Here is a 25,463-nt window from a genome sequence, read left to right on the forward strand (position 1 = left end):
TTCAAGCTACTAGGTCCGGAGTTCAGCGTTCGTAGCCCTTGCGCATATCGTCGACGATCCGTGGCCGGTCGAGGGTCGAGGGCTCCAACTCCCGCCTCGGGCGATCGCGCGGAAACACCGATGCCGACGCCAGCGTCGGCTCGTCGAGGAACCGTAATTCCGGCACATCAGCGGGCAGACGAAGGTCGGGTGGAGTGGATCCTGCTTGCGCGAGCACATATCCCCAGTCACCGAAGCTCGGTACGAAGACGTGGTAGGGCGAGACACTCAGTCCGACAGCCGATACCGTCGACACCGTTCGCCAATACGCATCCGGTGTCGAGTACGGACTGCCGGACTGGACGACCATCAACCCGCCCGGATTCATCGCGGCAGCGGCGAGTCCGTAGAACTCCACGGAATACAACCTGCCCAGTGCAGGCGTGTCAGGATCCGGTAGGTCGACGATGACCGCGTCGAAACCCGGTTCCGGGCTTTCCCGTAACCATCGGAACGCGTCGTCGAGAACGACGTCCACCCGCGGATCCTCGAGGGCTCCCGCGTTCAGTTCGCGAAGACGGGTGTTGGCCAATTCGATCACGGCCGGATCCAGTTCGACCTGGACGATCTGCTCGACGCTGTTCATCCGCAGCACTTCCCGTGCAGCGAGGCCGTCACCGCCGCCCAGAATCAGCACCCGCCGCGGATCGTTCACCAGTGCCGGATACACCAGCGACTCGGTATAGCGATGCTCGTCGACACTGGAGAACTGCAGGTCTCCGTCGAGGAACAAGCGCACGTCGTTTCCCCGCTCGGTGACGACGATTTCCTGGTACACCGACCGCTCGGCGGCCACCACCGGATCGGTGTACAGACGCTGCCTCGACGTGGTCTCGATGTCCGAGGCCGCGATCAGCAGCCATCCGATCAAGCTCGCCGCCAACAGCATTGCGACGACGGCGATCAATCGTGCTCGCAGGCTGAGCTGCCACCGGAGAAGGATCAGCGCGACAACTGCCGCGGCCACGAGATTGATCATGCCGGTGAGTGCGGCGCCGCGAATCATGCCCGCCCACGGCAGCAGTACGAACGGCCACAGCAGGCCACCGATCAACGCGCCGAGGTAGTCGGCGGCATTGAGGTTTGCCAGCACTTTTCCGGTGCTCTGTGCGTCGTTGTCGCTCCGACCGGATTGTAAGAGCGTCATCAGCAGAGGCACTTCAGCACCGACGAGGATGCCGATCAGCGCCGTTGCTGCCACCAGAACTGCTGCGCTGGAACCGAAGAAGGTGAAGGTCACGTACAGAGTGACGGCGCTGAATCCGCCGATCAGGCCGAGCAGTATCTCGACCGTCACGAACGAAACGGCAGCGTGCCCCAGCAGAGGTTTGGCGGCCAATGCTCCGATACCCAGAGCCGCAACAAATCCCGCGACGATCAACGACGTCTGGGTGATACCGCCGCCGGTCAGACTCACGCTCAACGTCAACAGCGCCAGCTCGTAGATCAGGCCGCACGCCGCGCACGCGGCAACAGCCGCAAGGAGAAGCACACGTGCACGCGGGCCGAGCATCGTCGAACGCTCGTCAACCCTCACATCGGGATCAGCGGCAACCATCAGGTGAGCGCTGCGGCATTCACCAAACCGATGGACAGCAAGCTCACACCCACAGCCCACGCGGCGCCACACATCTTCGGATCCTGCACCAGTGCAACCAACTTGCCGGGAAGGAATGCGTTCATCAAACGCAGCGCGATCGCTTGCAACACGATCGCGAACAGTCCGTACACCGCGGAGTCGGCGAGCCCCTGAGCAAAGCCGTCCGAACTGGTCAGGATTGCCGTCACCACGATGATCGCCAGCGCAAGATGGTTGGAAGCCAACAGAATCGCGGCATTCGGGTTCTTGTCGACGTACACCTGATGGCGGAGATTTCCGGGTGTCATGAGGTCGAGGACAAGGAAACCCGTGGCCAGGACCGCTACGCCGACGGCGAAATAGGCGAGGGTGCCGAGAACGCCACCGACGAGCAATGCCGGATCCACCGTCCCGATCTCGACGGAAGTGGATGCAAAGATGTTCGTCACGCCGTTCTCCTTCTCATTGAGCATTACCGTCATTTGGCACTACCCGAGCCGCCGCTGCCGCTGCTTCCACCCGCTGGGGATCCCGGGTTGAAACCCGGACCCAGATACGCGTATCCGCCGCTGCGATACGTGCCGTCGATGTCCTCTACTTTGATGGTGCTGCCACCGCCCGAAGCTGAACTGACAGTGACGATGTCGTCGTCGTAGCGCAGGTATTCGTTGCCGCCGTCAGCACTTCGCGCCGCCGGTTCGTCAGCGTCGACGATTCGCGACACCGTCGTACCTACTGGATCGTTCGACGAGTACAAAACGACGTCACCGTTCTGGGACGACTTGGAATAGTTGTCCGCGATGAAGTCCTTGGCTCCGCCACCGCACGCGGACAACGCAATTGCGGCCGCCATCATCACGGGCGGCAACCATGTCCGTCCCCTCACGGTTGCCACCTGCTACGTGTCTTCACGATCACTCCTGTCCCCTCCCCTGGGTACAAATGCCAACTCTGCCAACTCCACCCCTGTCGGTCTCGAACGCCACACAACGCGGTCAATGCCGTCTCGTCACCGGGAAACGATCCGCAGATCCAGCCGTCCTGACCGGCGGATTCTCTCAACGACGCAGCTTCCGAATCGAATTCGACTCGGTCCAGGACCGTTGAGGAAGACTCGAACCGGTAGTTTGCCGTGGACTCCATTGCGGGCAACGGTTCACCGCCGGCCGCAAGAGCATCACACGAAACCTGTTCGGTCAGCTTCTTTCCCGACACCCAGGCCGTCACCACGTGCGACGCCCCGAGCACCCCCAGCGTCAACGTCGCATCGGCAGTTTCGATCACCAACTCGGCGAGGGTCGGCGGCGCGGGAGCTCCCAGTACCAACCCCAGTGCAGCGGCGTCCACGTCGGTCGGTTCCACGTCGAGTAGATACAGACTCATTCCGGTGGGCCGGAGTGGATGACGGTGAGTTCGCTGCGCGTGACCGCTCGTCCCGTGGAAACCTCCCACGACTGTCCGCGCGCCCACTTCTCGAATGCGATCAGGCCGGTCTTGTCGGCGGTTGCGTAGTCCGCGTATTCCATCGAACCGGCAGGGGCCGTACCCGTCGTACCCTCGGCAGTGAACTTCGCCGTTCCACTTTCGATCTTGCGGTGAACCTTGTCGTCGAGAATGACGTCGCCGTTCGGGACCAGGTTGGTTCCTTCTCGACGCATCCAGAGAGTCATCTCCAGTTCACCCTCGTCGTCCTCGACCGTCAGCCAGCGGCGACCGGTCGACCCGTCGAGAAGGTGCTCACGCCAGATGTACCCCTCTTCGTCGAGCGTGATGGTCCCTCGAACAACGTGGTCGATACCCGCGTACGTGATGATGTCGCCGACCCCGATCTTGTGAGGGTCGTACACCTCGGGGTAGTCGGCGAGCGGGTCGACGCGGGTATTCGGCTTGCCCTGGCGTCCACGCAGGACCACAAACGCGACGGCAGCGATCACCACGAGAATCAGGACAACTATCAGCACGTTGGTCAACGGTTTCTCCGAAATCGTCTCGGCAGGGTTGCCGCGGGCCATACCCTACCGATCCGTTCTCAGCCTTTTCGGATGAGACTGCCGGCAATCCGGCCTGTCGCCGGCCCGGCAGGTCTCCAGCGCCGCGGGCAGATCGAAAGACTGCCCCGGCGCACCTTTGCGTTTACGCTCAGCCCGAGGAACTCCGCGCGAAAGAAAGCCGGTCGACTGACGATGAGCAAGAACACGGAGCCGTCTGCCCGCACCGTCATGCACACACCACGATTCTGGTTGACGCCGTTGATAGTGGTCACCCTCTTGATGTCCGCGCTGGCAGCGCTGTACATGGGCGGGATACTCGACCCCAAGAAACATCTGGACCAGTTCCCGATCGCCCTGGTCAACCAAGACGAAGGCGACACCCTCCCGGGCGGTGATCCCGCCGATCGCAAGAATTTCGGAAACGATATAGCCGCCGGCCTCGAAAGCGGGATCGACCACCAGAAGATCGACCTGCAGCAGATCGGTATCGCCGAAGCACAATCACGGCTGAACTCCGGCACGCTGTACGGGGCGATCGTGATTCCCAGTGATTTCACGAAAAGGACGATCATCCTGGCGGAGGCGAGCGTCGTCGCCGGTGATGTAGAACAACCGATCATCACGATCTACACCAATCCTCGAGCCGGTTCCGTCTCCGCATCTCTGGTCCAATCGATCGGTACTACAGCGCTCGCGTCGGTCAACAAGAACATGGGCGAGCAGCTCACCGCGCTTGTCACCGCGCAGTTGGAGACGGGAGGCACCGGAACCCAGATCTCCGGAGCGAGCCGCCTGCTGCTCGAGAATCCGGTGAATGTACTCACCGTGGCTCACGATCCGCTTCCCGACGGCACCGGATTCGGTTTGGTTGCATTCTATTTCGCGCTGCTGTTGGTACTTGCCGGGTTCACCGGAGCAACCGTCGTCAATTCCTTGGTGGACGGCATGCTCGGTTATGCGCCCACGGAATTCGGTCCACTCTTCGTCCAGAACGATGTGGTGGGTATCAACAGGTTTCGGACACTGCTAGTGAAATGGGCGTTCATGATCGTGCTGTCCGGGATAGTCTCCGCGTTGTTCCAATGGATCAGTCGTGCCCTCGGTATGCCGGTCACTCACGGGCTTGCGTTGTGGGAGTACGGGGCGTTGGTCATCACAGCGGTCGGCATCACGGCAATGTCGGTGATGGCCGCGTTCGGCTCGTTGGGCATGTTGATCAACCTGTTCGTCTTCGTCATTCTCGCGCTGCCCTCGTCCGGCGGCACCATCCCCCTCGAAGCCAGCCCCAGGTTGTATGCCTGGCTGGCCCAGTTCGAGCCGATGCACCAGATTTACATGGGCACACGGTCGATCCTGTTCTTCGGTGCGCGCGGTGAGGCCGGCCTGCTGCATGCCATCTGGATGACGTTGGTGGGTCTCCTGATCGGCGTCGTACTCGGCATCGTGACCACCCGTTTCTACGACCGCAAGGGCTACGAACGCACCCATCGCCCCAAGGTGGCGTGACATGGTACCCAGCAGGTATTTGATCGAAACCTGTTGAGCCGATTCATTTCGATTGCGCGTTTCGGGAATCTTCGAGCCCCCTCCGCACGTTGTACAACTATGGCTAATTACAAAACAGTCAATCCCGCGACAGGTGAAACCGTCAGGGAATTCGATACTTTGGATGACGCCGGAGTTGAAGCCGCACTTGCGAACACGCATCGCGGCTACTTGACCTGGCGCAACAGTGCGCCTCAGCAGCGTGCGGCAGTCCTGAGCAGGACCGCCGAACTGTACACAGAGCGTGCAGACGAACTGGCTCGAATGATCTCGTTGGAGATGGGTAAGCCGGTCCGCGAGGCCAAGGGCGAAGTGCAGCTCTCGGCCGCGATCTATCAGTGGTACGCAGATCACGGTCCCGCACTGCTCGAGGAAGAACGACTCGACGTTCCCGGGGCCGAGGAGTCGGTTGTGTACCGGCGACCGATCGGCGCTCTCATCGGCGTCATGCCGTGGAACTTCCCGTACTACCAGGTCGCCCGGTTCGCGGCACCGAATCTGATGCTCGGCAACACGATCATTCTCAAGCACGCATCGAACTGTCCGCAGTCGGCATTGCTGATGGAAGAGATTCTGCGACAAGCCGGATTGCCGGACGACGCCTATGTCAACGTCTTCGCGACCAACGAGCAGATCGCGGACATGATCGCCGATCCGCGCGTTCAGGGTGTGTCACTGACTGGCAGCGAACGCGCAGGCACCAGCGTCGCGGAAACTGCCGGACGCAATCTCAAGAAGGTAGTTCTCGAACTCGGCGGATCCGACGTGTTCATCGTCCTCGATTCCGACGACTTGGATGCCACAGTCAAGTCAGCAACCAAGGCGCGGCTGTCCAATGCCGGACAGGCGTGCAATGCGGCCAAGCGTTTCATCGTCACCGAAGATTTCTACGACGACTTCACCCGCAAGTTGGCGACCTCCTTCGAATCCGTCACTGCCGGTGACCCGTTGGACGAATCCACAGTCTTGGGTCCGCTCTCTTCGCAGAGCGCGGCAGACACTCTGATCGAGCAGATCGACGACGCGGTATCCAAGGGCGCCACACTGCTGACCGGGGGAAAGAAGATCGACGGCCCGGGCGCCTACGTTCAACCGACATTGCTCGCAGACGTGACACCGGACATGCGGGCGTACAGCGAAGAACTGTTCGGACCTGCCGGCGTCGTCTACAAGGTCAAGTCGGCCACCGAGGCTGTGGAACTTGCCAATTCGTCGGTCTACGGACTGAGCGGATCCGTCTGGAGCAGCGATCTTGATTCCGCGCGGTCGGTCGCTGCCGATCTCGACGTGGGGATGGCGTTTGTCAACGAGCACGGTACGACGTTGCCCGGCCTGCCCTTCGGTGGAGTCAAGCGCTCCGGAGTTGGCCGCGAACTCGGCCCGTGGGGAATGGACGAGTTCGTCAACAAGAAGCTGATCCGCGTCTCGAAGAAGTAACTCGGCGCAGAAGTAACTCGACGCAGAAGTAGTTCGACGCGAAGGAAGGCCCTGACCTCGATGGAGGTCGGGGCCTTTGCTCATAACCCACGAACCAGCGTGAGGGTCCGCTGCCTGATCACTTGCTTGCCGGAGTGGCGGTCTGACGAGAGAGACTCCAACCGAACCGAGACGCAACGAGAGCCACGAGCCAGCCCAACAAGGCACCCGCGAACGGAGTGGCGACGGCGGTGTAGATCGCCTCGTAGGAAACACCGACCGACACGGTGGAGCCTCCGACAAAGGCGAAATCGGTCCGGTAGGCGAGGGTCGCCCACTCGACCAGAACGGAGACAACAACAATCAGGAACCCCGATACGAAACCGAAACCGGCCAGAAGAACATGAAGTGCGCGCATCCGATCAGTGTGCCTGTAACGCCCACCCAGATGAAACCGACCTGCTGGTATGACACTTTCACGAATTGCTCGCACTACCGCGATCGCCGCCGCCCTCTGCGCGAGCGCCGCTATCTGTTCCGCGACGTCAGCGTCCGCGGAGGTCGTCGACGTCACGATCATTCCCGGCCTCAGCAGCGGCCCGACAACGCCGTACGGAGCCGGCTGCACGTATCTGGTGGTAGCCAGGACAGCGGAGTTGGTGGAGCCGAACGTTTCGATAGTCGACATGAACCGGGCGTCGACCATGTTCCCGCAGGAATTGATCTGGGACACCGTCAATCCCTACTTCACCTTGCCGGTTGTACTCGGCCACGCCGTCACGCTGTGGACTCCGACTGCACCGGGCGAACACTCTCTGATGGCCTACCAGACATCCGCGGGCGGGCCGGTCGCAACGGTCATGGTCAATCCGGCCACCCCGATCGGGCCGGGGTGCATCGTCGCGCCCTGAACCACCGTCCGTCAGCTCTCCAAGAAGTCGACGAGCACCCGGTTCAGTTCATCGGCGGGAACCATCGGAATACTGTGGTGTGAAGCATCTTCCAACACCTCGACGCGCGCTGCGGGAACACGCTCACGTACTACCTTGGCCACTGTTGCCGCATCATGCACCCGCCCGTCCCGCGCGAGGACCACCAACAACTCGACATCCAGAGCGCTCGTGTCCTGCTCCGAAGGACGTTGAGGCACTACCAGATTGGGTCGTGGTAGATCCGAAGTGCCCAATTCCGCAAGTGAGAGCCAGTCGGAGTCGATGCTCAGCTCGCCTGTCTCCCACTCCAACAGTCGCCGTCGGCGTGCTCGCGACGGCTTGAGCAACAACGGAAGCGCACGCAGAAGGTAGCCGGCCTTCATGCCGGAGAAACTCGAATTGGGATCGAGCAGAACAAGTTTCCCGACACGATTCGGTCGATGCAGCGCAAGGGCCAACGCAATCATCGCGCCGTAGGAATGTCCGATCACATCGACGGTGTCGGCGCCGGTGCAATCGACTATCGAGTCCATCCACTCGATCAGATCGTCGACGGACTTCATCCGATCACCATTCGGAATACTGAGTCCGGCATCACCCAGGGTGTCGACGGCAAAAACACGCCGGGATTTCGACAGCGCCCCAACGTTGTCGAACCACACCGTCGAGGTGGCGCCTCCCCCGGACAGAAGGATCAACGGCCGCGAGTCTTCACGTCCACAGACGTTCACATGCGTGCTGCCGAACCGCCCCGCGAGATCCACACCCAGCGGTTTCTGCGGCCATTTGGTCAGTACGGCGTCGTATGCGCGATTGAAGTTCATCCCCACCCCCATTTCTCTCGATTATCGAGATAGTAGACAATCGAGAGACGACACACCAGGGCTGGGAGATATCCATGAGCGTCGGCGACACAGAAGACGAAGCGATGGCGATCGTGCACTCGCTTCGCGCGCTGACCGTCGACTTGAACGTGGCGGTTTCCGGATTTGCGACCAAATACACGATGCACTCCACCGACGTGCGCGCGCTGATCTGCCTTCTCGACGCCGAGCGCTCGAACACACCGGCGACGCCAGGCTGGCTCGGCGCGCAACTGGGCATCAACTCGGCGTCGGTGACCGCGCTCGTCGACCGGATGGTCAAAGCGGGCCACGTAGCTCGGGAACGCGATTCGGCGGACCGCCGGCGAGTGATCTTGCAGGTCACACCAGCGGCGGTCACACTCGGCGAGAGCTTCTTCGGCCCACTCATTTCACGGGCAGTGAGCACCATCGGCAATTACACGGCCACCGAGCGAGCCACCATCGCGAGTTTCATCGTGGCGATGCGAGCGGATGTGGAGCGGGCTCGCATCGATAGGGAGCCCTCCCGGTGACTTGCATACTTCCTGCCGGAGAACGTGCGTTTCTAGTCGACCTCGATTCCGAAGCCGACGTGCTCACGTTCACCGAAGCTCTGACGCGAAGCACCCCGGTCGGGGTCGAAGACTTCCTCCCCGCAGCGCGCACCGTTCTGGTCACCTGTAGCCCGACGGCAGATCTCACATACGTCCGGCAGTGCTTGAACTATCTGGAGCAGTCCAAGTCCGCTGCGATCGCGGACGCGCATTCCGAGACCGACCTTCTCACCATCTCCGTCAGGTACGACGGGCCCGACCTCGACGACGTCGCACGGTCACTCGGAATGACCCGATCCGAGGTGGTTACGGCTCATACCGGCGCGATGTGGCGTTGCGCCTTCATCGGATTCGCACCCGGCTTCGCCTACCTGACTTCAGGCGACACTCGGCTCGACGTACCGCGTCGAACGCAATCACGAACCGCGGTGCCTGCCGGTTCCGTCGCCCTGGCCGCTGGATACAGCGCGGTCTACCCGCGGGCATCACCGGGTGGCTGGCAGATCATCGGAAGCACCGACGCCGTGATGTGGGACCTGAACGCCACACCACCTGCCACCGTTCAACCCGGCAGACGCGTTCGCTTCGTGGACGAGAATCAACGATGAATGGTCTGGAGATACTCGAAATCGGGCCGCTGAGCCTGATCCAGGACCTCGGACGGATCGGGCACCTTCGCTCGGGTGTCGGGGTTTCCGGAGCGGCAGACAGGCGATCGCTCAAACTCGGCAATCGACTCGTCGGCAACGACGAGGGCGCGGCCGGTATCGAGGTCCTCCTGGGTGGGCTGAGCATGCGGGCGCGCCAAGCGACAACGATCGCGTTCACCGGAGCGCCGGCACAGGCCTACCGCGACGGCATTCCGGTCGGGCATTCGAGCGTGATCTCTCTGCGGGCTGGTCAGACCGTCCGCCTGGACTACGCACCGAGCGGGCTGCGGACGTATCTGACCGTCCGAGGCGGCATTGTGGTTCCCGAGATCCTGGGATCGCGCAGCACCGACACGATGTCCGGGATCGGTCCGGCTCCTCTCGAGCCTGGCGTTGTTCTCCCGATCGGGCCTTCGCCGACCACGTTCTCACCCGTCGACCTCGCGCCGGTGACGCCGATGACAAACGAGACTCTCGACATTCGAGTCCTATTCGGTCCGCGTGCAGATCGATTCACCAACCCCGAAACACTCGTCCAGGGCCGATGGGCGGTTTCGACCGACTCTGACCGAATCGGGGCACGCCTCGATCGCGTCGGCGCCGACGAACTGCTTCGACGCACCGATGACACCGAACTGCCCACCGAAGGCGTGGCACTCGGATCGATCCAGGTCCCACCCAGCGGCCAACCTGTCGTGTTCCTCGCCGACCACCCCATCACCGGCGGTTATCCGGTGGTCGGAGTGGTCGCGGACGCAGATATCGACCGGCTCGGCCAAGCCCGCCCGGGTCAGCACATCCGGTTCGTCGGCGCCTGAGCAGCGCCGAGCGTTCTCGTGTCGGACCTTGCCGTCACACTGATGGTGTGCGAGTTGTCCTGGTTCCCGGTAGTACGACGTCCACGGGAGCTGTGACGGCGACTGTCCTACGGACCGATCCCGGTGGAACGCCGCTCGCCGATCCCGTCGAATACCCCGACCTGATCGCAGCGGTGCGCACCATCGAGGAAGCCGAGCACCCGCGGTGGGTGTGGCCGAGTACGGCGACCGTGTACCCACCGCTACTGCGGGCAGGCGTACGGGTTCAGCGGTGCCACGACATCTCCCTGACTCGCGCGATCCTCGGAATGCGCGTCGGCAAACCGTCACCACCTGCCGACGAGTTCGACGACGACCGCCTCGGTCTCTTCGACACCGCCCCCGTTCTCGATCCCCTCGCCGTCGCCACCGAATTCGCCGAGCAGCGCGCAACCGTCGGCGCGGACGCTCGACTGGACTTGTTGATCGCAGCAGAATCGGCCGGCGCTCTCAGCGCCGCCGAAATGACGCACACGGGCCTTCCGTTTTCGACGCAGAAGCATCGCGAACTCCTCGAAGAACGGCTGGGACCGCGGCCGACGGGATACGACCTCCCCGCTCGTATGCAGGAACTTGCCGCACAGATCAGTGAGGTATTCGGGCGCACCGTCAATCCTTCGTCGTCGGTGGAGATCACCGAGGCGTTCGGGCGTCAGGGCATCGAACTGCCGTCGACGCGCAAGTGGTTTCTGCAGGAAATCGATCATCCGGCTGTGCCGCTACTCCTTCGTCACCGCGAACTCGCCAAGCTGTACAGCACCAACGGTTGGCAGTGGATGGACAGTTGGGTGCGGGGAGATCGATTCCGTCCGATCTACGTTCCCGGTGGTGTCGTGTCCGGCAGGTGGGCGAGCCGAGGCGGCGGGGCCCTCCAGATTCCGAAGACCATGCGCTCGAGCGTCGTCGCCGATCCGGGCCACCTGTTCGTCGTCGCCGACGCCGGTCAGCTCGAGCCCCGAATTCTGGCTGCCATGTCCGGCGACCGCCGCATGATGGCCGCCGCCGGGGACGACGACCTGTACGCACTTGTCGGTGCCGAAGCCTTCGGCGGTGATCGCGCAAAAGCCAAGGTCGCAATCCTCGGCGTCCTGTACGGGGCGACGGCGGGTGAAGCCAAAGCACTACTCATCTTGTTGCGGAAGCGATTCCCGGTCGCCGTCGAGTACGTCGAGCAAGCTGCGAAGGCAGGCGAGCGCGGCGAGGTGGTTCGGTCACTGCTCGGCCGGGCCTGTCCCCCACCGTCTCCCGACTTCTACTCCCACGGCGACGCTCATGCCCGCGGTCGTTTCACGCGGAACTTCGTCGTGCAGGCCACCGCGTCCGAGTGGGCGCTGTGCCTCCTGGCCGACCTCAGGCGACGCCTCGCCGAAGATCCGGACGGCGAATTGGTCTTCTTCCAGCACGACGAAGTGGTCGTGCATACCCGCAACCCCGAAACCGGTACCGCGCACGTGCTGGCCGCAGCTGCTTCGGCAACTCGATTGCTGTTCGGCGACACAGTGGTCCGTTTCCCCATGGACGTCGCAGCCCGCGAAACATACGGCAAAGGCACTTCGTAGCGTCGTCAATTCCACTCCAAGTGGTTCCTCCGCGCCCGTATTGCGTGTTCTACTGGAAATCGTTGCTTTGTTGGTGCTGGTCGACTGCGTTCGAGGAGAACCATGACCAAGCTGGATACAACTGACGCAGAACGGAACGAGCACGGAGCGGTCAAACGCCGTCGCCTGCCGATCTTCACCGTGATCGCCCTTGCGATCTTCGCCTTCGTCGCAGGCGGATTCGGCGGTTCTTTCCAAGGCAAACTCGCCGAGGTACAAAAGAACGACAACGCCTCCTACCTCCCGAGTTCCGCCGAATCGACGATCGTCAGCAACCAATCCGCGAACTTCCTGGCAGTCGAGACCATCCCTGGTTTTGTTCTGTTCCATCGAGATTCGGCCCTCACCGAGGCAGACAAGTCTGCAATCAACTCGGCGTACGACGCCATTTCCGTCGTCTCCGGAGTAGATGCCGACGGTATGCAGCCCACCCAGTACTCCGCCGACGGCACAACTGCGTCGATCTTCGTGCCACTCGTCGCCAAAGACGGCGACACCGCCGTGGCAGGCGATGTTCTGGCGACCACCGAACAGAACGTCATCGACGCCGCGAAGCAGGCTGCCGGGGATGTCGAGGTACTGCCCGCCGGACCAGGTGGGCTACTCGTTGCCTTCATCGACGCCTTCGCCGGTCTGGACGGAGCACTGCTGGGTGCGGCACTTCTGGTCGTGATTCTCATCCTGCTTGTCGTGTACCGGTCGCCTGTCCTGTGGTTCTTTCCGCTGTTCTCCGCACTTCTCGCAATCGGCTTGTCCTCGATGGTGATCTACTTCCTCGCGAAGGCCGAAGTACTCACGTTGACCGGCCAGTCCCAAGGCATCCTCTTTGTCCTGGTGATCGGTGCCGGTACCGATTACGCCCTACTCTTGATTTCTCGCTATCGCGAAGAACTGCACACGTATCCCAACCGCTTCGACGCGATGATCAAGGCCTGGCGCGAGTCTGCGCCGGCCATCACTGCTTCGGCTGTCACCGTAATTCTCGGTCTGCTGTGTCTGACGTTCTCTCAACTCAACTCCAACAAGAGCCTCGGACCCGTCGCCGCCATCGGCATCGCCTGCACCTACCTGGTGATGATGACGTTCATGCCTGTCGCTCTGGCCGCCACCGGACGGTGGGTCTTCTGGCCGCGCAAGCCCAAGGTCGATCACGCCGCAGACCTTACGACGCACGGGATGTGGGGCAAGATCGCCGAGGCCGTCGGCAGCAAGGACCGTCCACTGTGGATCGGCGCCACTGTCTTGTTGATCATCCTGTTCGCAGCCGGGATCGGCAGTCTCAAAACCGACGGCCTGACATCCACCGAAAGCTTCACCAACCGCCCCGACGCCGTTGTCGGACAAGAACTCTACGACTCGAAGTTCGATCCCGGAGCCGGCGCACCGGCTGTGATCACCACAAACGCCGACCAGGCCGACGCCGTCATCAAGGCAGCCAGCGGAGTCGAAGGTATCTCGCAGGATCCGGGCGCCGTCTGCACGCAGGTGGACGTCGCGAAGGTCAGCGAGCTGATCAAGACCAACCCCGCTGCCGTCGCACAAGCCGCTGCTGCGGGTTGCGCCCCTGCAGCTTTCACCGTTGCACCGATCGACGGCCGAACCATGATCAACGCAACCCTCGCCGACTCCTACGATTCACCGCAGGCACTCGACACCGTCAAGCGACTGCGGACGGCGGTGCACGACGTGCCCGGCGCCGACGCACTTGTCGGCGGCAGCACGGCCACCACCCTCGACGTCCAGGCCGCCTCGGTCCGCGACAGAAACCTGATCATCCCGATCGTGCTGGTGGTGATCTTCCTGGTCCTGGCCGCTTTGCTTCGCGCTCTGCTGATCCCGGTGATTCTCATTGTCACCGTGGTGCTTTCCTTCGCGGCGACACTCGGCGTGAGCGGATTCTTCTTCACCCACGTATTCGGGTTCGCCGGGGCGGATCAATCGTTCCCGCTGTTCGCCTTCGTGTTCCTGGTCGCTTTGGGTATCGACTACAACATCTTCCTGATGACCCGAGTGCGGGAGGAGACGGGAGAATTCGGCACCCGCTCAGGTGTTCTGCGCGGCCTTGCCGTGACGGGCGGTGTGATCACCTCAGCCGGAATCGTCTTGGCCGCAACATTTGCCGTACTGGGCATCCTGCCACTGGTCTTCCTCGCCGAGATCGGATTTGCCGTGGCCTTCGGCGTGCTGCTCGATACGATCATCGTGCGCAGCGTCCTGGTTCCGGCGCTCTCGCACGACATCGGGAAACGCATCTGGTGGCCGTCCGAACTGGCCCGCGCAAAAGACTGATCGACTACAGAAACGCTTCTTTTGTCCACAGGTGAAAGAGTGCGTAGGCACGCCAGGGCCGCCAGCGCTCCGACAACGCTGCTGCCTCTTTGCCTGACGAAACCCCCAGCGCACGTTTCAACACCAGATCATCGGGTACAAATGCGTCGCGATCACCAAGAATTCGAACGGTGAGATAGTCAGCGGTCCACGGTCCGATTCCCGGTAGCGCCAACAACTCTTGTCGAAATTGGACGGGATCCGCATCCCAGGTGAGTTCGAGGCCGTCTGCTGCGGCAGTTGCCAACGTGTGCACCGTTTTTGCGCGCGCCGTGGTCAATCCGACCGCTTTCTGAATGTTCTCCGGCGATTGCGCTGCAACCGCGCCCGGATCAGGGAAGGCAAGAAACTCCCCTCCCACCGACTCCCCGAATACGCCGACAAAGCGTCCACCGAACGTCCTCGCCGCGCCGAGCGAAACTTGTTGTCCCAGAACGGTGAGCACCGCAGTCTCGAACCCGTCCACCGAGCCGAGTACCCGCAATCCCGGACGGGCCGCCACGAGTGGAGCCAACAACTCGTCGCTGCCGAACGCTGCCTCCACAGCGGTGTGATCGGCGTCGAGGTCGAGCCAACGACGCACGGTCGCCTCGAGCACCTCGGAATCCGATTCCGGTGCATCAGCATCCACCACCACGCAGTCGTCACTCCACGACACCGACACGACTGCCGGGCCGGAAGGCAACGGTATGACCCTGGTGTGAACACCGTCGTCGTGATGCTCCAGGCCGGCGATACAGTGAGCCCGCAATGCGCCAGTGAGCGGCTCGACCGCATACGGTTTCTGAAAGTGCAACTTCACCTCGCTCACCGGTTCGATTCCAGCTCCAGCAGAATCGCTTTCAGTTCGGGGCCACCCGCGTACTGCCCGAGGCTGCCGTCGCTGCGCACCACCCGGTGACACGGGACCACCAACGGCAGCGGGTTCTTTGCGCATGCGGTCCCCACAGCACGCACGGCCCGTGGACTACCCGACGCTGCTGCGACCACCGAATAGCTTGCGGTGCGGCCGTATTCGATTTCGGGGAGATGGCGCAACACTTCGCGTCGGAATCCCTTCGCGAGTTGGAAATCCAAGTTCAGATCGAATTCCCTACGCGCACCGGCAAAGTACTCGTCCAGCTCCCGAGCGACGTTGTCGAGCCTCCGCGGATAATGAAGCACTCGGGGACTGACAGTGTCGGACAATCGTTCCAAAACCCGATCATGCCCTTCGACGGCAAAAGCAACCCGCACCAAACCCACGTCGGTCGCCGCCAGCAGTAGCTTTCCAACAGGTGAATCGACGGTTCGGTACGCCACGTCGATCAATTCGGCTTCGGAGGCCTCCGTGGCCAGGCGCGCGCGAAGCCGGGTCAGAGCGTCGGCGTCAACGGCTGGAAGTGCCTCGAACACTTCGGCGTCGGTATTCATGAGTGACTCCCTTCCGCAGCGGTGGCGGACAAGTAGGTTCTTCGTAAGGTGGCGATACCGTCGGCGCCCGCACGTCTGGCGGCTGCCGGAGTATTACCGAGGATGTCCGCGACCTCGGCGTACGGCAGCCCACCCAGAAAGTGATAGGCAACTGCCGCACGTTGTTTGAGTGGTAGTTGTTCGAGTGCGTCCCACAGTTCGTGATCCCATGTGCCCGGTACGCCGATTCGCGTCGGCAATTCCGGAACGTCGTCTGTCGGAACGGCCACGCGGGCACGCACTCGGGTGATGTCGATGGCCTTGCGGTGCGCGATGGTCACCAGCCAGGCTTCGATGTTCGCGTCCGGGTTCAGATCCGGATAGGCCCGCATCGCTGCGATGAACGTCTCGGACCACGCGTCCTCGGCGTCGACGGGACCGACCACCGCACGGCAGACCCGAAGGACCACAGCACCGTATTCGGTCACGACGTCTTCGAACGGTTTCAGTGTCACGATCGGTAGACGTTCCCGATCACCGAATTGTGAGTCGAGCGCATCAGAAGAGGACATCCGATTCGCCGCCGTGCTCTCGATCGAGGAGGAAGCGCTTGCGTTCGAGGCCGCCGGCAAAACCGGTCAGGCTTCCGTCGCTTCCGACCACGCGATGGCAGGGAACGATGATGCTGATCGGATTCTTACCGTTTGCCGCAGCGGCCGCGCGGATCGCAAGTGGGTTACCCAAAGTTTGCGCGAGCTCCATGTAGGTCCAGGTTTCGCCGTACGGGATCGTTCGCAAGACGTCCCACACTCGCTTCTGGAACTCTGTGCCCACGGGCGCCAGCGGCACGGAGAACTCCGTGCGATCACCCTCGAAGTACTCCGTGAGCTGCGATTCGACTTCACCGAAGACCGCCGGGGAACGATCACCGAATGTGGACTCGTCCGGCTTGTGACGATGCTCCGCCATGTACAGCCCGCAGAGGTTCTCACCTGCCGCTACCAGCGTCAACGCCCCGATCGGCGAGTCGATCACGGTATGCGTCCGGATTGCCGTCATGTCTCGATCCTTCCAGGTTGCGCGGTGCAGCAGGCAGCGGGTGAATTGATTGTCCGCGCTGGCACCGACACCTCGAAGACGCCGCGCGCCTCGTGAATGTGAGATTTACCTGTACTTTGACGTCACATCAGGCAGTATCGAGGGATGGCTCTAGTTTTGCCCGGAAGCTCCACCGTCGTCCGCTCCGTCGGCGACGTGGTGCACTGGTCCCTGTCCACGGTCGCTTTTGCGGTCACCCTGCCCACTCGACTCGAGGCGCTCCTCTTCTCCGTCGAGAGGTTGGTGGCACGCATCAACCAGATCGCTGACAACGCCGACCGCGTCGTCATCGGAGCCGCCGCCGTGACCGTTCGAGCGGAGACGTTGGTCGAAGCAGTCGAGCAGACCTCGGACATCGCGGGACAACTCCTCGAGATCTATGAGCCCATCGCCCTGCAGCTCGCGCCGCTGGCCGCAAGGTTCGCCGACGACCTTTCCGAGGCGGAGGTCAGCGCCGCGATCAAACTGATCGACCAACTGCCGGAGCTCACCGACCGGGTGGCCGCGGTGCTGCCCATCCTCGGAACCCTGGACTCCGTCTCGCCCGAGATCCACGAACTCCTGGGAGTGGTCAAGGACCTGCGGCAGGCGATTGTCGGAGTGCCCGGCTTTCACTTTTTCCGCAAGCGAGGCGAAGCCAAGCTCGATTGATACCGTCGAGGCGAAGCCAAGCTCGATTGATTTTTCAGGCCGAGTAGCCGTTGGTTCCGGCCCGCGTCATGACGACCTTCGGAACTACTGCTCGAGACGAGAGTTTGAGCAGACCGTCCACCAACTCGACGATGTCGTCGACCTTGATCATTTTGTCGGGTGTGATCCGATCGTGCGTCCACGCCGACATGTCGGTGTCGACGTAGCCGGGAGCGATGGCCGTCGCACTGACGCCGTTTCCGGATTCCTCGGCGTTGAGAGCCTCCACCATCGAAATCAGTGCAGCTTTGGTGGCTCCGTACACCGCCAGACCGCTCTCGGCATACACGCCGGCCATCGAAGCGAGGGCGATCACCTTTGCTCCGCCGGCGAGGTCCGCGTCCGCCGCATTGCGCAGGAGCGGCAGCGATGCTTGCAGGAGCGCGAACGGCGTCCGGAGATTGACGGCGACGGTCTTGTCGAAACGTCGCATGGGGTAGTCGGCTACTCGCCCACTGGTTCCCACTCCGGCGTTGAGGACGAGTGCCCGCATGGAGCCGAATCGCTCGCCGTGTGTGGCAACGAGTGCTGCGGCGAAGTTCTCGTCCGCCATGTCGCCGGCCGAGACTACGACGTCCGGCGACCCGGCACGCGTAAGTTCTTCGGCGACCACGGCGAGTCGTTCGGCGTCGCGTGCGGTGATGGTCAGCCCGTACCCTTGCGAGGCCAGTCGGGTTGCGATGCCGAGCCCGATTCCCTTGGAGGCACCGGTGACCAGTGCTGATCGACTCATTCGAATTTCCCTTGGAGTGCGTTGAGGCCGGCCGAGATCAGTTCCGGCACAGAAGATCCAGCCTTGTCGAAACCCCCGCCGACGGTGGCGCCTGCCCGGAATCGGTGATCGATACCTTGCGCCACGACGGCGAGTTTGAAGAACCCGAGCGCCATGTAGAAGTTCCAGTGCGCCAGTTCTCGACCTGACACGGTCGAATACCGTTGCGCCAGATCGACAACGGAGGGTAGCGACGGACTGGTCCATGCAGCAGGCTCACCCAGAACCAGATCCAGCGCGGGGTGCCGGTAGACGCACATCATCGCGATGTCGGCCAGCGGGTCTCCCAGCGTCGACAGTTCCCAGTCCACCACTGCGGCAACCTTGGTGACGTCGTTCGCCGCGAGAATCGTGTTGTCGATTCGGTAGTCGCCGTGAACGATCGACGAGGCTGATTCTGCCGGAATCATGTCCGCGAGACGCGACGCCAACCTGTCCACGTCTGCCGAGTCCTTGGTCTTGACGCGTGACCATTGACCGGCCCACAGCTTCACCTGACGGGTTACGTAGCCCTCGGGTCGGCCGAGTTCGCCGAGACCCACTGCGTTGTAGTCGACGTCGTGCAGGGCGGCCAGAACGCGCACCAACTCGTCAGTGCACTGCGTGACCTGTTCTGCCGGAACCGCTTCCAGTTCGGTTTTGGTCCGGATCACTTGGCCGGTGACGAATTCGACCACCGTGAACGACGCACCCATCACCGAGGCGTCCTCGCACAGCGCGACGGTCGGAGCGACCGGTACGGCAGTGTTCTGCAACGCCGAGGTGATTCGGAACTCGCGCGCGACGTCATGCGCCGACGGAGTGAGACCGGCAGTGGGTGGACGACGCAGAATCCACTTCGAGTTGTCGTCGAAGATTCCGTACGTGAGGTTGGATTTGCCGCCCGAGATCAGTTCGGCTCGCAACTCCCCGCTGACAGCGACGCCGGAGGCTTGCAGGTATTTGTGCAGCGCCGCCAGATCGAGTCCTGGAAAGTCCGTCACTTCGTCTCCTCCCGCGCAGCCCGCTTCGCAGCTCCGACAACACGTTTCGCAATGGCCCAGCGATGAACCTCGGACGGGCCGTCGTAGACGCGGAAGGGACGCACTTCGCGGGACAACCGCGCCAGCGGCAGATCGCCGGACACGCCCATCCCGCCACACATCTGAATGGAGCGGTCGACGATCCGGAAGATCGCCTCGGCCGCATAGGTCTTGGCGATGGACGTCGCGTTGCTCGCGTGCCCGCCCTGATCGAGTTCGAAGCAAGCCTGAACCAAGAGCGCGCGGCTGGCTGCGATGTCGATCTCGTTGTCGGCGACCATCTTCTGGATCATGCCGAGATCACCGAGTTTCGAGCCGAAGCCTTCGCGTTCGGCAACCCTGGCCACGGCAACGTCGTGGCCGCGGCGCGCCGCACCGAGCCAGCGCATCACGTGCGTCATGCGGGCGGGGCCTAGGCGAACCTGCGCGTAGGCGAAACCCTGATCGACCTCGCCGAGAACTGCCTCGTCGGGAACGAAGAGATCCTCGAACGTGACCTCGCAGTGCCCGCCGATCATGGCCTTGTCGAGGGTGTCGATGTGTCGACCCACGTGAAGGCCTGCAGTGTCCGTCGGCGCCAGGAACATTGTCGCTCCGCCGCGTTGCCCCGGCTCGCCGGAGGTGCGCGCCATGATGATGAAGAATCCGGCACCGTCGGCGCCGGTGATGAACCACTTCTTACCGTTGATCTTCCAGCCGCCGGGAACCTTCTCCGCGCGGGTGTTCAAGGCCGAGGGATCGGATCCGGCTCCGGGCGCGGGTTCGGTCATGGCGAATGCCGACCGCATGTCCCCGCTTGCGAGCGGCGCGAGGAACTGCTGCTTCTGCGCTTCGTTCGCGACGTGGGCAAGCATGTGAACATTGCCCTCGTCCGGCGCAGCGATGTTGAGCGCCGTCGGCCCGAAGAGCGAGTAGCCGGCTTCTTCGAAGACCGGCGCGCGATCACTCATGTTGAGCCCGTGACCGCCGTACTCGATCGGCGCATGGGGAGCGAAGACACCGGCTTCTTTTGCCGCAGCCTGCATCTCGATGCGAATGGCATCGCCACCCGCGACCGCGATGTCACCGGCATGTTCGTCTTCGATGGGGAGCACTACGTTGCGAGTGAAGTCGCGCGTCTTCTCGATCAGCGCCACCACCTCGGGCGCGTACGTCAGATCGATTGCCACCAGCCACCTCCGAAAGAACATCCCGACCGAGCGATCGCTCGGTACGAGCACTCTCGCACACGCCGACGTGTCGGGTCAACAATCTTCGAGCATTGCCTCACCCTGATCCAGCCGGCCGGCAACCACCATGTCGCGGTACAGATCGTCCTTGTCCATGAGCTCGTCATGGTTGCCGATGTTCCGGATCCGACCGTCCTCCATCACGACGATCCAGTCAGCGTCGCGCACGGTCGAGAGCCGGTGAGCGATGGTCACCACGGCCCCGGTGCGTGCACGTTCGTTGATCGCGTCGACTATGGCGGCTTCGGTGAGCGTGTCGACCTGGGCAGTGGCTTCGTCGAGCAGAAGCAAAGCACTCGGCCGCAGAACTGCGCGCGCCATCGCGATCCGCTGACGTTGGCCACCGGACAGCGAGGTGGCCGTCAGAGCGGTGTCGAGTCCGTTGGGCAGGGCCTCGATCGCGTCGTCGAGCCGGAGCAAGCGAAGAACAGCCTGAACTTCATCGTCTGTTGCGTCGGGATGACTGAAGACGACGTTCTCCCGAATCGTTCCGGGTACCACCGGTGTCTCCTGCTCCACGTACGCGAGACTCTCGCGCACAGCGCGGTGATCTAGCGCGTCGTAACCGACTCCGTGCAGGAGAACCTCACCCGATCTCGGTTCGACGAATCGCAACACCGTCGAGAGCAAGGTCGTCTTACCCGCACCCGACGGACCGACGATGGCCATGTGCCCGCGCTCCGGAATGACGAGCGAGACATCACGCAACGCCGGCTGGTTCGAGCCGTGGTAGCTCACAGTGACATCGCGCAACTCGATGAGCGGCGCGGCAGCATTCGTGTTCTCGACGACGTTCACGACCTCGTCGCACTTCTCGGTGGGCAACGACTGCATCTCGCGGATTCGGATAGCCGCCGCGATTCCCGACTGAACGGAGGTCACGTTCTGCGCAAGCTCCGACACCGGCCCCATCAGGGTGAAGGCGTAAAGCAGAAACGCGATGAGCGTCGAGACGGCCATTTCGCCATCGGCGACTCGCCAGGCACCAAAGCCCAAGATGGCGATGATCGAGCCTTGAATGGCGGTCCACGCGACAGTCCAGGCAGTTGCCGATACTCGCACCGCGGTGATCGCATGCTTTTTCGCATCGGACGCATTGTTCGTCACCAGAGCGCCGACGCGATCCTCGGCGAGGGAAACCTTGACCGTCCGGATCGCACGCAAGCCACCCTCGAGAACGCCGCCGAGCTGACCGAGCGATTCCTGGGTCCGCGCTTCTGCCGCGGAAATCCGAGGCATCAGAACGGCAAAGAGTATGGAGGCGAACACGATTGCCACCATGGTCACGCCCAACAACGGCAGATCCAGAACGCCCATCAGAACAATCGTTCCGATGGTCAACGCGGCTGCGTTCAGAATATTCACTGCGGCCGACGACGCCGCCTCCCTCAGCAGCAAGGTGTCCGACGTGACTCGGGTGACCAATTCACCGACCGATCGCGATTGCAGCGAAGGCACGGTCGCGGCGAGGAATCGCCTGACCAGCGAAGACCTGGCGTCGAAGACAACCTTCTCGGCGGCGGTTCCGAGAACGATCCACTGAGCACAGCCGAGCACCGCACCGACGACCAGAAGGACGACGAGCGTGAGGATCGGCCCCTTCAGTGACGCACCGGTATCGAGGGTGTCGAGAACCCACTTGGTGACCATCGGCGTTGCCAGCGTTGCCGCGGAGCCGCACAGCGCCAAGACCAATCCGAGGAGGAGCGACGGCAGGTGCGGGCGAGCGAACTCCGAGAGGACGCGGAGATTACTCCATTTCGGCGCGGGCTGAGGAGCATCGGATTCAAGCATGAATTTATGGAACACGAATGTTCCATAAAGGGCAAGAGGAATTCCGATACGGAAACACTGGATACCGAAACCGGACACGGCTACGCTTCGAATTCGTGACAACGATCCACAGCGCACCAGAACAAAGCGCGACCCGCGAGCGCACACGAAAGGCCATCCTCGATGCCGCCGTTTCGGTGTTCGCATCCAAGCCTGCCGCGACGCTCAGCGAGATCGCTGCAGCCGCGAAGGTCGGCCGGACCACCTTGCACCGTTACTTTCCCGAACGGTCAGACCTGGTCGACGCCGTCGCGGCCGAGGCCACCCGCGCCGTCGGAGAGGCCGCAGCAGCGGCGCGTCTCGGTGAGGGCTCCGGAGCAGAGGCACTGGTGCGCCTGTGCCACGAATACTTCGAACTGGCCGATCTTTTGACGGTCCTGTTCTTCACTCCCGGCGTGTATCAAGAAGATTCGTTTGCCGAGTCCGCGTCGAACGACGACGGAGTCAGCGACGCCATCGAGCGCGGACACTCCGACGGTTCCATCGACCCCGACATGGGTTCGGACTGGGTGCAGAACCTGCTGTGGTCACTGCTCTACACGTCGATGGACTACGTGAACCGCGGCTCCGGGACGCGACTACAGGCCTTGGACCTGACGGTTCGCAGCCTCCGCCGCGGAATCGCGCCCGATCCCGCGGTCTAGGTTGTCGGCTGCTTGAACAGCGGCACGCCGTTTGGTCACGCCTAGTTTGCGGTAGATCGAGCGAATGTGAGTCTTCACAGTGGGATAGGCGATGCCGAGGTGCGCAGCGATCTCGTCTGCAGTCATCGTGGTGCGCAGAAAAGTGAGGATCTCTTTCTCACGTTCCGTCAGGACTCCGGCGAGTTGGGCAGAGAGCCGGCCCCGTTTTTCCAGAATCGTGCGCAGGAGCTCCTGGTGTCTCGACCCCTGTGTTGTGTGCGCGTTCAACAGATCGACGATTACCGGATCGCCGCTGAGAAATGGGGCGAGAATCCGCTCGGGGATTGCCTCCGCCAGCGCACGATCCAACTGCTCGTGCGCCTGCGGTCCACGCCCGGCGACGGAGCTCAGGGCGGCAGACGTGACAAGGGTGCTCACCAGCGCATATCGCGGCAGCGCGGCCGAGGTTGCCAAGCGAAGCGCTTGAGCCGACGGTTCCGGATCCCCCATGACTCGGTAGAGCTCCGCGAGAAGCGCGTGAGCGACCGCAGCACCTGTTCTGGTCAGCGTGGGCATTGCGATGCGGCGAGCTTGCTCGTCCTGTCCTTGAGCGTGGGCGAGCCAGGCCGTGGTGACGCGCCGCAGCGTATCCCAAGGAATGCCGTGCTTGTCCGCAGTGCTCACGCCTCTCAGCAGACGAGCGGCGTTGTGGTACCGATCTTCCCGGTTCAGAGCGATCAGGCTCATCACCAAGTACAGACGGGCGAGCGCCTCGAAATTGGTTCCGGGACTGCCCTCCACGATGATCGAGTCGAACTGAGCGATCGCCTCCTCGAAGTCGCCACGCCAGTAAGCGATGCACCCTCGATTCGACTGTGGGAGACCGCCTTCGAAGCGTTCCCAATCGGACGCCACCTCTCGCGCAGGAAGGCCGTCGAGGATCCGTTCGGCTTCGGTGAATACTCCTGCGTGGGTGAGCGCAAAAGCCAAATTGGATTGTGCGAGACGCAACGTCTCCGTACGCGACTGCAACTGCGCCTCGTCGCTGGCGGAGCGAAGTAGCGCGATTGCGCGAGGAAGGTCACGACGAAGCCTGATCTCGGTCCACCCGAGGAGGAAAAGCGCGGACGGGTAATCGTCCTCGGGCTCACACTGGGCGAGCGCGTGGCGAGCGCGATCGGCGATGACGGCCTTGGTCGAGGTGTCCGGAGCGAGCAACAAGTCGGTGAAGCAGACGACAAAATCGTCGGACGCGACACGCAGACCCTGCCCGCGGAGAAACTCAGCGCCGTACGGATCGCCGCTGAGATCGCGGCAGCACGCCCGTATCAGCAGGATGTGCGGATCGTGCGGATCGGGATGCGCAAGGCAGAGTTGCTCGAGTTCCCTGGTGTGAGATTCGAGAATCAAACGAAGCCAGTTTTTCCGCAGGACGCGTCGAGCCTGCTCCGCCTCACCAGATGCGAGTGCGTCGCGCACGGCTTCGATCATGTGTCGAAGATACTCGAGACGTTCGATGTCCGTGGAGATCCGGTCTCATCCGCTTCGGATGAGACCGCGATCGAAGCCTGCGGAAACCAGTGAGAATTGCCGGAATCAACCGAAATGCGCTAGTCGGCGGAATCCCGGTGCGCAGGCCTGACACGAAACGGATAAGACACATGAGCTTCTGGGAAAGCCTCGGCTGGATGCTGTGGGCAACCGTCTTCATCGGATATCTCTTCGCGCTGTTCGCGATCATCGCCGACCTGTTCCGCGATCACAAGCTCAGCGGTTGGTTGAAGGCCGTCTGGGTGTTCTTCCTACTCTTCCTGCCCATCCTCACCGCGCTCGTCTATCTCGTCGCCCGCGGCGAAGGGATGACGGAACGCAGCAACAAGGCCGCACGCGACGCCGAGAAGGCCGCCGAATCGTATATCCGCGAGGTCGCGGGGAAGAGCCCCAGCGAGGAGATCGCCGCAGCCGCAGCACTGCTCGAAGCCGGAGCGATCAGCGAGGACGAGTTCGCCGCACTGAAGCTGAAGGTCCTCTCGTGAGTGCCGCGCGTTTCGGCCCTGTCGATTTCTATCTTCTCGGTCTGCCTGGGCAGAACCTCGACCCGGCCGCGCTCTCCGCGCTCACCGACCTCACGGATACGGGCCTGGTGCGGCTGCTCGATCTGATCGTCATCTCCAAGTCCGAGGACGGTGAACTCACCCTCATCGAGGTCGAGGAGTTACCGAACGGCTTCGAGATCAACGTCGAGATGCTCGGCGCGTCCGGTCTGCTCGGGCATGAGGACATCACCGAACTCGCGGCAGCCATTCCCACCGGCGCTGCAGCGCTGCTGGTCGCGCTCGAGCTGGTCTATCAGCGCGAGCTCGCCGCCCGGACCGCGGCGTCCGGAGCGGTGTTACTGGGCTACGAACGGATACCCGCACCCGTCGTCAACGCCCTCATAGACACGATCATCCCGAAACTGGAGGTCTGA

28 protein-coding genes are annotated in these 25,463 nt (G+C 62.7%); 12 read left to right on the forward strand and 16 right to left on the reverse strand.

Translation table 11 applies throughout. The features are described from left to right. Positions 1–22 precede the first annotated feature (22 nt). Genes ACFQ6H_RS16370 through ACFQ6H_RS16390 form a run of 5 tightly spaced genes read right to left on the reverse strand, consistent with a single transcriptional unit; the run spans position 23 to position 3,630 of the window. Positions 23–1,597, reverse strand: a complete 1,575-nt coding sequence (locus ACFQ6H_RS16370; RefSeq protein ID WP_378647255.1) for a polyamine aminopropyltransferase — start codon at positions 1,595–1,597, stop codon at positions 23–25. Further along, positions 1,597–2,100 carry a DUF350 domain-containing protein gene (locus ACFQ6H_RS16375; protein ID WP_269068308.1) on the reverse strand — a complete coding sequence of 168 codons (504 nt, stop codon included), beginning with the start codon at positions 2,098–2,100 and terminating at the stop codon, positions 1,597–1,599. The genes ACFQ6H_RS16370 and ACFQ6H_RS16375 overlap by 1 nt, the downstream gene beginning before the upstream one ends. Continuing rightward, a complete protein-coding gene (locus ACFQ6H_RS16380) occupies positions 2,097–2,474 on the reverse strand; it encodes a DUF4247 domain-containing protein (RefSeq protein ID WP_378647321.1) in 378 nt (125 codons plus the stop codon). The genes ACFQ6H_RS16375 and ACFQ6H_RS16380 overlap by 4 nt, the downstream gene beginning before the upstream one ends. Before the next feature lie 26 nt (positions 2,475–2,500). Beyond that, complete coding sequence (locus tag ACFQ6H_RS16385; RefSeq protein ID WP_378647257.1) at positions 2,501–3,001, reverse strand: DUF2617 family protein; 501 nt, start codon at positions 2,999–3,001, stop codon at positions 2,501–2,503. Further along, positions 2,998–3,630 (reverse strand): DUF4178 domain-containing protein, encoded by a 633-nt coding sequence (locus ACFQ6H_RS16390; RefSeq protein WP_378647259.1) that lies wholly within the window; start codon positions 3,628–3,630, stop codon positions 2,998–3,000. Before ACFQ6H_RS16390 ends, ACFQ6H_RS16385 begins: the two co-directional genes overlap by 4 nt. A 171-nt stretch (positions 3,631–3,801) precedes the next feature. On the opposite strand from ACFQ6H_RS16390, the gene ACFQ6H_RS16395 reads away from it, so the two are divergent. Both ACFQ6H_RS16395 and ACFQ6H_RS16400 read left to right on the forward strand, forming a co-directional pair. Beyond that, positions 3,802–5,115: a YhgE/Pip domain-containing protein gene (locus ACFQ6H_RS16395; protein WP_378647261.1), complete on the forward strand. Its 1,314-nt coding sequence runs from the start codon at positions 3,802–3,804 to the stop codon at positions 5,113–5,115. A gap of 99 nt (positions 5,116–5,214) precedes the next feature. Then, a complete protein-coding gene (locus tag ACFQ6H_RS16400; RefSeq protein ID WP_378647262.1) occupies positions 5,215–6,591 on the forward strand; it encodes an NAD-dependent succinate-semialdehyde dehydrogenase in 1,377 nt (458 codons plus the stop codon). Positions 6,592–6,709: 118 nt separating this feature from the next. Here the strand turns inward: ACFQ6H_RS16400 and ACFQ6H_RS16405 are convergent, their stop codons facing one another. Continuing rightward, positions 6,710–6,988, reverse strand: coding sequence for a hypothetical protein (locus ACFQ6H_RS16405; RefSeq protein ID WP_378647264.1), 279 nt, complete (start codon positions 6,986–6,988; stop codon positions 6,710–6,712). Positions 6,989–7,037: 49 nt separating this feature from the next. Here ACFQ6H_RS16405 and ACFQ6H_RS16410 point away from each other — a divergent pair, with 49 nt between their 5' ends. Further along, positions 7,038–7,481 carry a hypothetical protein gene (locus ACFQ6H_RS16410; RefSeq protein ID WP_378647266.1) on the forward strand — a complete coding sequence of 148 codons (444 nt, stop codon included), beginning with the start codon at positions 7,038–7,040 and terminating at the stop codon, positions 7,479–7,481. Positions 7,482–7,492: 11 nt separating this feature from the next. On the opposite strand, the gene ACFQ6H_RS16415 is transcribed toward ACFQ6H_RS16410, so the two are convergent. Then, positions 7,493–8,326, reverse strand: coding sequence for an alpha/beta fold hydrolase (locus tag ACFQ6H_RS16415; protein WP_378647268.1), 834 nt, complete (start codon positions 8,324–8,326; stop codon positions 7,493–7,495). Between the two features lie 74 nt (positions 8,327–8,400). On the opposite strand from ACFQ6H_RS16415, the gene ACFQ6H_RS16420 reads away from it, so the two are divergent. The 5 genes from ACFQ6H_RS16420 (at position 8,401) to ACFQ6H_RS16440 (ending at position 14,295) form a co-directional block, all read left to right on the forward strand. Next, on the forward strand, positions 8,401–8,880 hold the full coding sequence (locus tag ACFQ6H_RS16420) for a MarR family winged helix-turn-helix transcriptional regulator (RefSeq protein WP_378647270.1): 480 nt from the start codon (positions 8,401–8,403) through the stop codon (positions 8,878–8,880). After that, positions 8,877–9,509: an allophanate hydrolase subunit 1 gene (locus tag ACFQ6H_RS16425; RefSeq protein ID WP_378628850.1), complete on the forward strand. Its 633-nt coding sequence runs from the start codon at positions 8,877–8,879 to the stop codon at positions 9,507–9,509. The genes ACFQ6H_RS16420 and ACFQ6H_RS16425 overlap by 4 nt, the downstream gene beginning before the upstream one ends. Continuing rightward, the gene (locus tag ACFQ6H_RS16430) at positions 9,506–10,369 is read left to right on the forward strand and encodes a biotin-dependent carboxyltransferase family protein (protein WP_378647272.1); all 864 of its coding nucleotides are present in this window, start codon (positions 9,506–9,508) and stop codon (positions 10,367–10,369) included. Before ACFQ6H_RS16425 ends, ACFQ6H_RS16430 begins: the two co-directional genes overlap by 4 nt. Before the next feature lie 47 nt (positions 10,370–10,416). Beyond that, a complete protein-coding gene (locus tag ACFQ6H_RS16435; RefSeq protein ID WP_378531322.1) occupies positions 10,417–11,967 on the forward strand; it encodes a bifunctional 3'-5' exonuclease/DNA polymerase in 1,551 nt (516 codons plus the stop codon). A 102-nt stretch (positions 11,968–12,069) separates the two neighbouring features. Next, entirely contained in the window at positions 12,070–14,295 is a 2,226-nt protein-coding gene (locus ACFQ6H_RS16440; protein WP_378647274.1) for an MMPL family transporter, read from the forward strand. A gap of 4 nt (positions 14,296–14,299) precedes the next feature. Here ACFQ6H_RS16440 and ACFQ6H_RS16445 read toward each other — a convergent pair whose 3' ends face one another. From ACFQ6H_RS16445 to ACFQ6H_RS16460, 4 genes are read right to left on the reverse strand one after another with little or no spacing between them, the layout of a single operon-like run. After that, entirely contained in the window at positions 14,300–15,145 is an 846-nt protein-coding gene (locus ACFQ6H_RS16445) for a DNA-3-methyladenine glycosylase family protein (RefSeq protein ID WP_378647276.1), read from the reverse strand. Further along, complete coding sequence (locus ACFQ6H_RS16450) at positions 15,142–15,747, reverse strand: methylated-DNA--[protein]-cysteine S-methyltransferase (protein WP_378647278.1); 606 nt, start codon at positions 15,745–15,747, stop codon at positions 15,142–15,144. The genes ACFQ6H_RS16445 and ACFQ6H_RS16450 overlap by 4 nt, the downstream gene beginning before the upstream one ends. Next, on the reverse strand, positions 15,744–16,298 hold the full coding sequence (locus tag ACFQ6H_RS16455) for an RNA polymerase sigma factor (RefSeq protein WP_378647280.1): 555 nt from the start codon (positions 16,296–16,298) through the stop codon (positions 15,744–15,746). The genes ACFQ6H_RS16450 and ACFQ6H_RS16455 overlap by 4 nt, the downstream gene beginning before the upstream one ends. After that, positions 16,285–16,785, reverse strand: a complete 501-nt coding sequence (locus tag ACFQ6H_RS16460; protein ID WP_378446906.1) for a methylated-DNA--[protein]-cysteine S-methyltransferase — start codon at positions 16,783–16,785, stop codon at positions 16,285–16,287. Before ACFQ6H_RS16460 ends, ACFQ6H_RS16455 begins: the two co-directional genes overlap by 14 nt. A gap of 144 nt (positions 16,786–16,929) precedes the next feature. Here ACFQ6H_RS16460 and ACFQ6H_RS16465 point away from each other — a divergent pair, with 144 nt between their 5' ends. Next, complete coding sequence (locus ACFQ6H_RS16465; RefSeq protein ID WP_007729604.1) at positions 16,930–17,475, forward strand: hypothetical protein; 546 nt, start codon at positions 16,930–16,932, stop codon at positions 17,473–17,475. A 34-nt stretch (positions 17,476–17,509) separates the two neighbouring features. Here ACFQ6H_RS16465 and ACFQ6H_RS16470 read toward each other — a convergent pair whose 3' ends face one another. From ACFQ6H_RS16470 to ACFQ6H_RS16485, 4 genes are all read right to left on the reverse strand, one after another. Next, the gene (locus tag ACFQ6H_RS16470; RefSeq protein WP_378628828.1) at positions 17,510–18,247 is read right to left on the reverse strand and encodes an SDR family NAD(P)-dependent oxidoreductase; all 738 of its coding nucleotides are present in this window, start codon (positions 18,245–18,247) and stop codon (positions 17,510–17,512) included. Then, positions 18,244–19,269, reverse strand: coding sequence for a phosphotransferase family protein (locus ACFQ6H_RS16475; RefSeq protein WP_378647281.1), 1,026 nt, complete (start codon positions 19,267–19,269; stop codon positions 18,244–18,246). Before ACFQ6H_RS16475 ends, ACFQ6H_RS16470 begins: the two co-directional genes overlap by 4 nt. Beyond that, positions 19,266–20,477 (reverse strand): acyl-CoA dehydrogenase family protein, encoded by a 1,212-nt coding sequence (locus tag ACFQ6H_RS16480; RefSeq protein ID WP_378542369.1) that lies wholly within the window; start codon positions 20,475–20,477, stop codon positions 19,266–19,268. Before ACFQ6H_RS16480 ends, ACFQ6H_RS16475 begins: the two co-directional genes overlap by 4 nt. A 75-nt stretch (positions 20,478–20,552) precedes the next feature. After that, positions 20,553–22,331 carry an ABC transporter ATP-binding protein gene (locus tag ACFQ6H_RS16485; RefSeq protein ID WP_378647283.1) on the reverse strand — a complete coding sequence of 593 codons (1,779 nt, stop codon included), beginning with the start codon at positions 22,329–22,331 and terminating at the stop codon, positions 20,553–20,555. 95 nt (positions 22,332–22,426) lie between these two features. Here ACFQ6H_RS16485 and ACFQ6H_RS16490 point away from each other — a divergent pair, with 95 nt between their 5' ends. Continuing rightward, entirely contained in the window at positions 22,427–23,014 is a 588-nt protein-coding gene (locus tag ACFQ6H_RS16490; RefSeq protein ID WP_378446911.1) for a TetR/AcrR family transcriptional regulator, read from the forward strand. Here ACFQ6H_RS16490 and ACFQ6H_RS16495 read toward each other — a convergent pair. Further along, complete coding sequence (locus tag ACFQ6H_RS16495) at positions 22,949–24,484, reverse strand: LuxR C-terminal-related transcriptional regulator (RefSeq protein WP_378647285.1); 1,536 nt, start codon at positions 24,482–24,484, stop codon at positions 22,949–22,951. The genes ACFQ6H_RS16490 and ACFQ6H_RS16495 overlap by 66 nt on opposite strands. Before the next feature lie 170 nt (positions 24,485–24,654). On the opposite strand from ACFQ6H_RS16495, the gene ACFQ6H_RS16500 reads away from it, so the two are divergent. Beyond that, a complete protein-coding gene (locus ACFQ6H_RS16500; protein WP_030537228.1) occupies positions 24,655–25,029 on the forward strand; it encodes a PLDc N-terminal domain-containing protein in 375 nt (124 codons plus the stop codon). Continuing rightward, on the forward strand, positions 25,026–25,463 hold the full coding sequence (locus ACFQ6H_RS16505; RefSeq protein ID WP_378647287.1) for a DUF6325 family protein: 438 nt from the start codon (positions 25,026–25,028) through the stop codon (positions 25,461–25,463). The genes ACFQ6H_RS16500 and ACFQ6H_RS16505 overlap by 4 nt, the downstream gene beginning before the upstream one ends.

Origin of the sequence: Rhodococcus sp. NPDC056506, assembly GCF_042794945.1 — a bacterium.
Lineage (GTDB): Bacteria > Actinomycetota > Actinomycetes > Mycobacteriales > Mycobacteriaceae > Rhodococcus_F.

Coding starts and splice junctions, on each gene's coding strand:
- ACFQ6H_RS16460 (WP_378446906.1), bottom strand. CDS start 16,785: ATGACGGCAATCCGGACGCATACCGTGATCGACTCGCCGATCGGGGCG.
- ACFQ6H_RS16455 (WP_378647280.1), bottom strand. CDS start 16,298: ATGTCCTCTTCTGATGCGCTCGACTCACAATTCGGTGATCGGGAACGT.
- ACFQ6H_RS16400 (WP_378647262.1), top strand. CDS start 5,215: ATGGCTAATTACAAAACAGTCAATCCCGCGACAGGTGAAACCGTCAGG.
- ACFQ6H_RS16375 (WP_269068308.1), bottom strand. CDS start 2,100: ATGACGGTAATGCTCAATGAGAAGGAGAACGGCGTGACGAACATCTTT.
- ACFQ6H_RS16450 (WP_378647278.1), bottom strand. CDS start 15,747: ATGAATACCGACGCCGAAGTGTTCGAGGCACTTCCAGCCGTTGACGCC.
- ACFQ6H_RS16385 (WP_378647257.1), bottom strand. CDS start 3,001: ATGAGTCTGTATCTACTCGACGTGGAACCGACCGACGTGGACGCCGCT.
- ACFQ6H_RS16380 (WP_378647321.1), bottom strand. CDS start 2,474: ATGATGGCGGCCGCAATTGCGTTGTCCGCGTGCGGTGGCGGAGCCAAG.
- ACFQ6H_RS16500 (WP_030537228.1), top strand. CDS start 24,655: ATGAGCTTCTGGGAAAGCCTCGGCTGGATGCTGTGGGCAACCGTCTTC.
- ACFQ6H_RS16470 (WP_378628828.1), bottom strand. CDS start 18,247: ATGAGTCGATCAGCACTGGTCACCGGTGCCTCCAAGGGAATCGGGCTC.
- ACFQ6H_RS16390 (WP_378647259.1), bottom strand. CDS start 3,630: ATGGCCCGCGGCAACCCTGCCGAGACGATTTCGGAGAAACCGTTGACC.
- ACFQ6H_RS16395 (WP_378647261.1), top strand. CDS start 3,802: ATGAGCAAGAACACGGAGCCGTCTGCCCGCACCGTCATGCACACACCA.
- ACFQ6H_RS16495 (WP_378647285.1), bottom strand. CDS start 24,484: ATGATCGAAGCCGTGCGCGACGCACTCGCATCTGGTGAGGCGGAGCAG.
- ACFQ6H_RS16370 (WP_378647255.1), bottom strand. CDS start 1,597: ATGGTTGCCGCTGATCCCGATGTGAGGGTTGACGAGCGTTCGACGATG.
- ACFQ6H_RS16440 (WP_378647274.1), top strand. CDS start 12,070: ATGACCAAGCTGGATACAACTGACGCAGAACGGAACGAGCACGGAGCG.
- ACFQ6H_RS16420 (WP_378647270.1), top strand. CDS start 8,401: ATGAGCGTCGGCGACACAGAAGACGAAGCGATGGCGATCGTGCACTCG.
- ACFQ6H_RS16410 (WP_378647266.1), top strand. CDS start 7,038: ATGACACTTTCACGAATTGCTCGCACTACCGCGATCGCCGCCGCCCTC.
- ACFQ6H_RS16430 (WP_378647272.1), top strand. CDS start 9,506: ATGAATGGTCTGGAGATACTCGAAATCGGGCCGCTGAGCCTGATCCAG.
- ACFQ6H_RS16405 (WP_378647264.1), bottom strand. CDS start 6,988: ATGCGCGCACTTCATGTTCTTCTGGCCGGTTTCGGTTTCGTATCGGGG.
- ACFQ6H_RS16415 (WP_378647268.1), bottom strand. CDS start 8,326: ATGAACTTCAATCGCGCATACGACGCCGTACTGACCAAATGGCCGCAG.
- ACFQ6H_RS16485 (WP_378647283.1), bottom strand. CDS start 22,331: ATGCTTGAATCCGATGCTCCTCAGCCCGCGCCGAAATGGAGTAATCTC.
- ACFQ6H_RS16465 (WP_007729604.1), top strand. CDS start 16,930: ATGGCTCTAGTTTTGCCCGGAAGCTCCACCGTCGTCCGCTCCGTCGGC.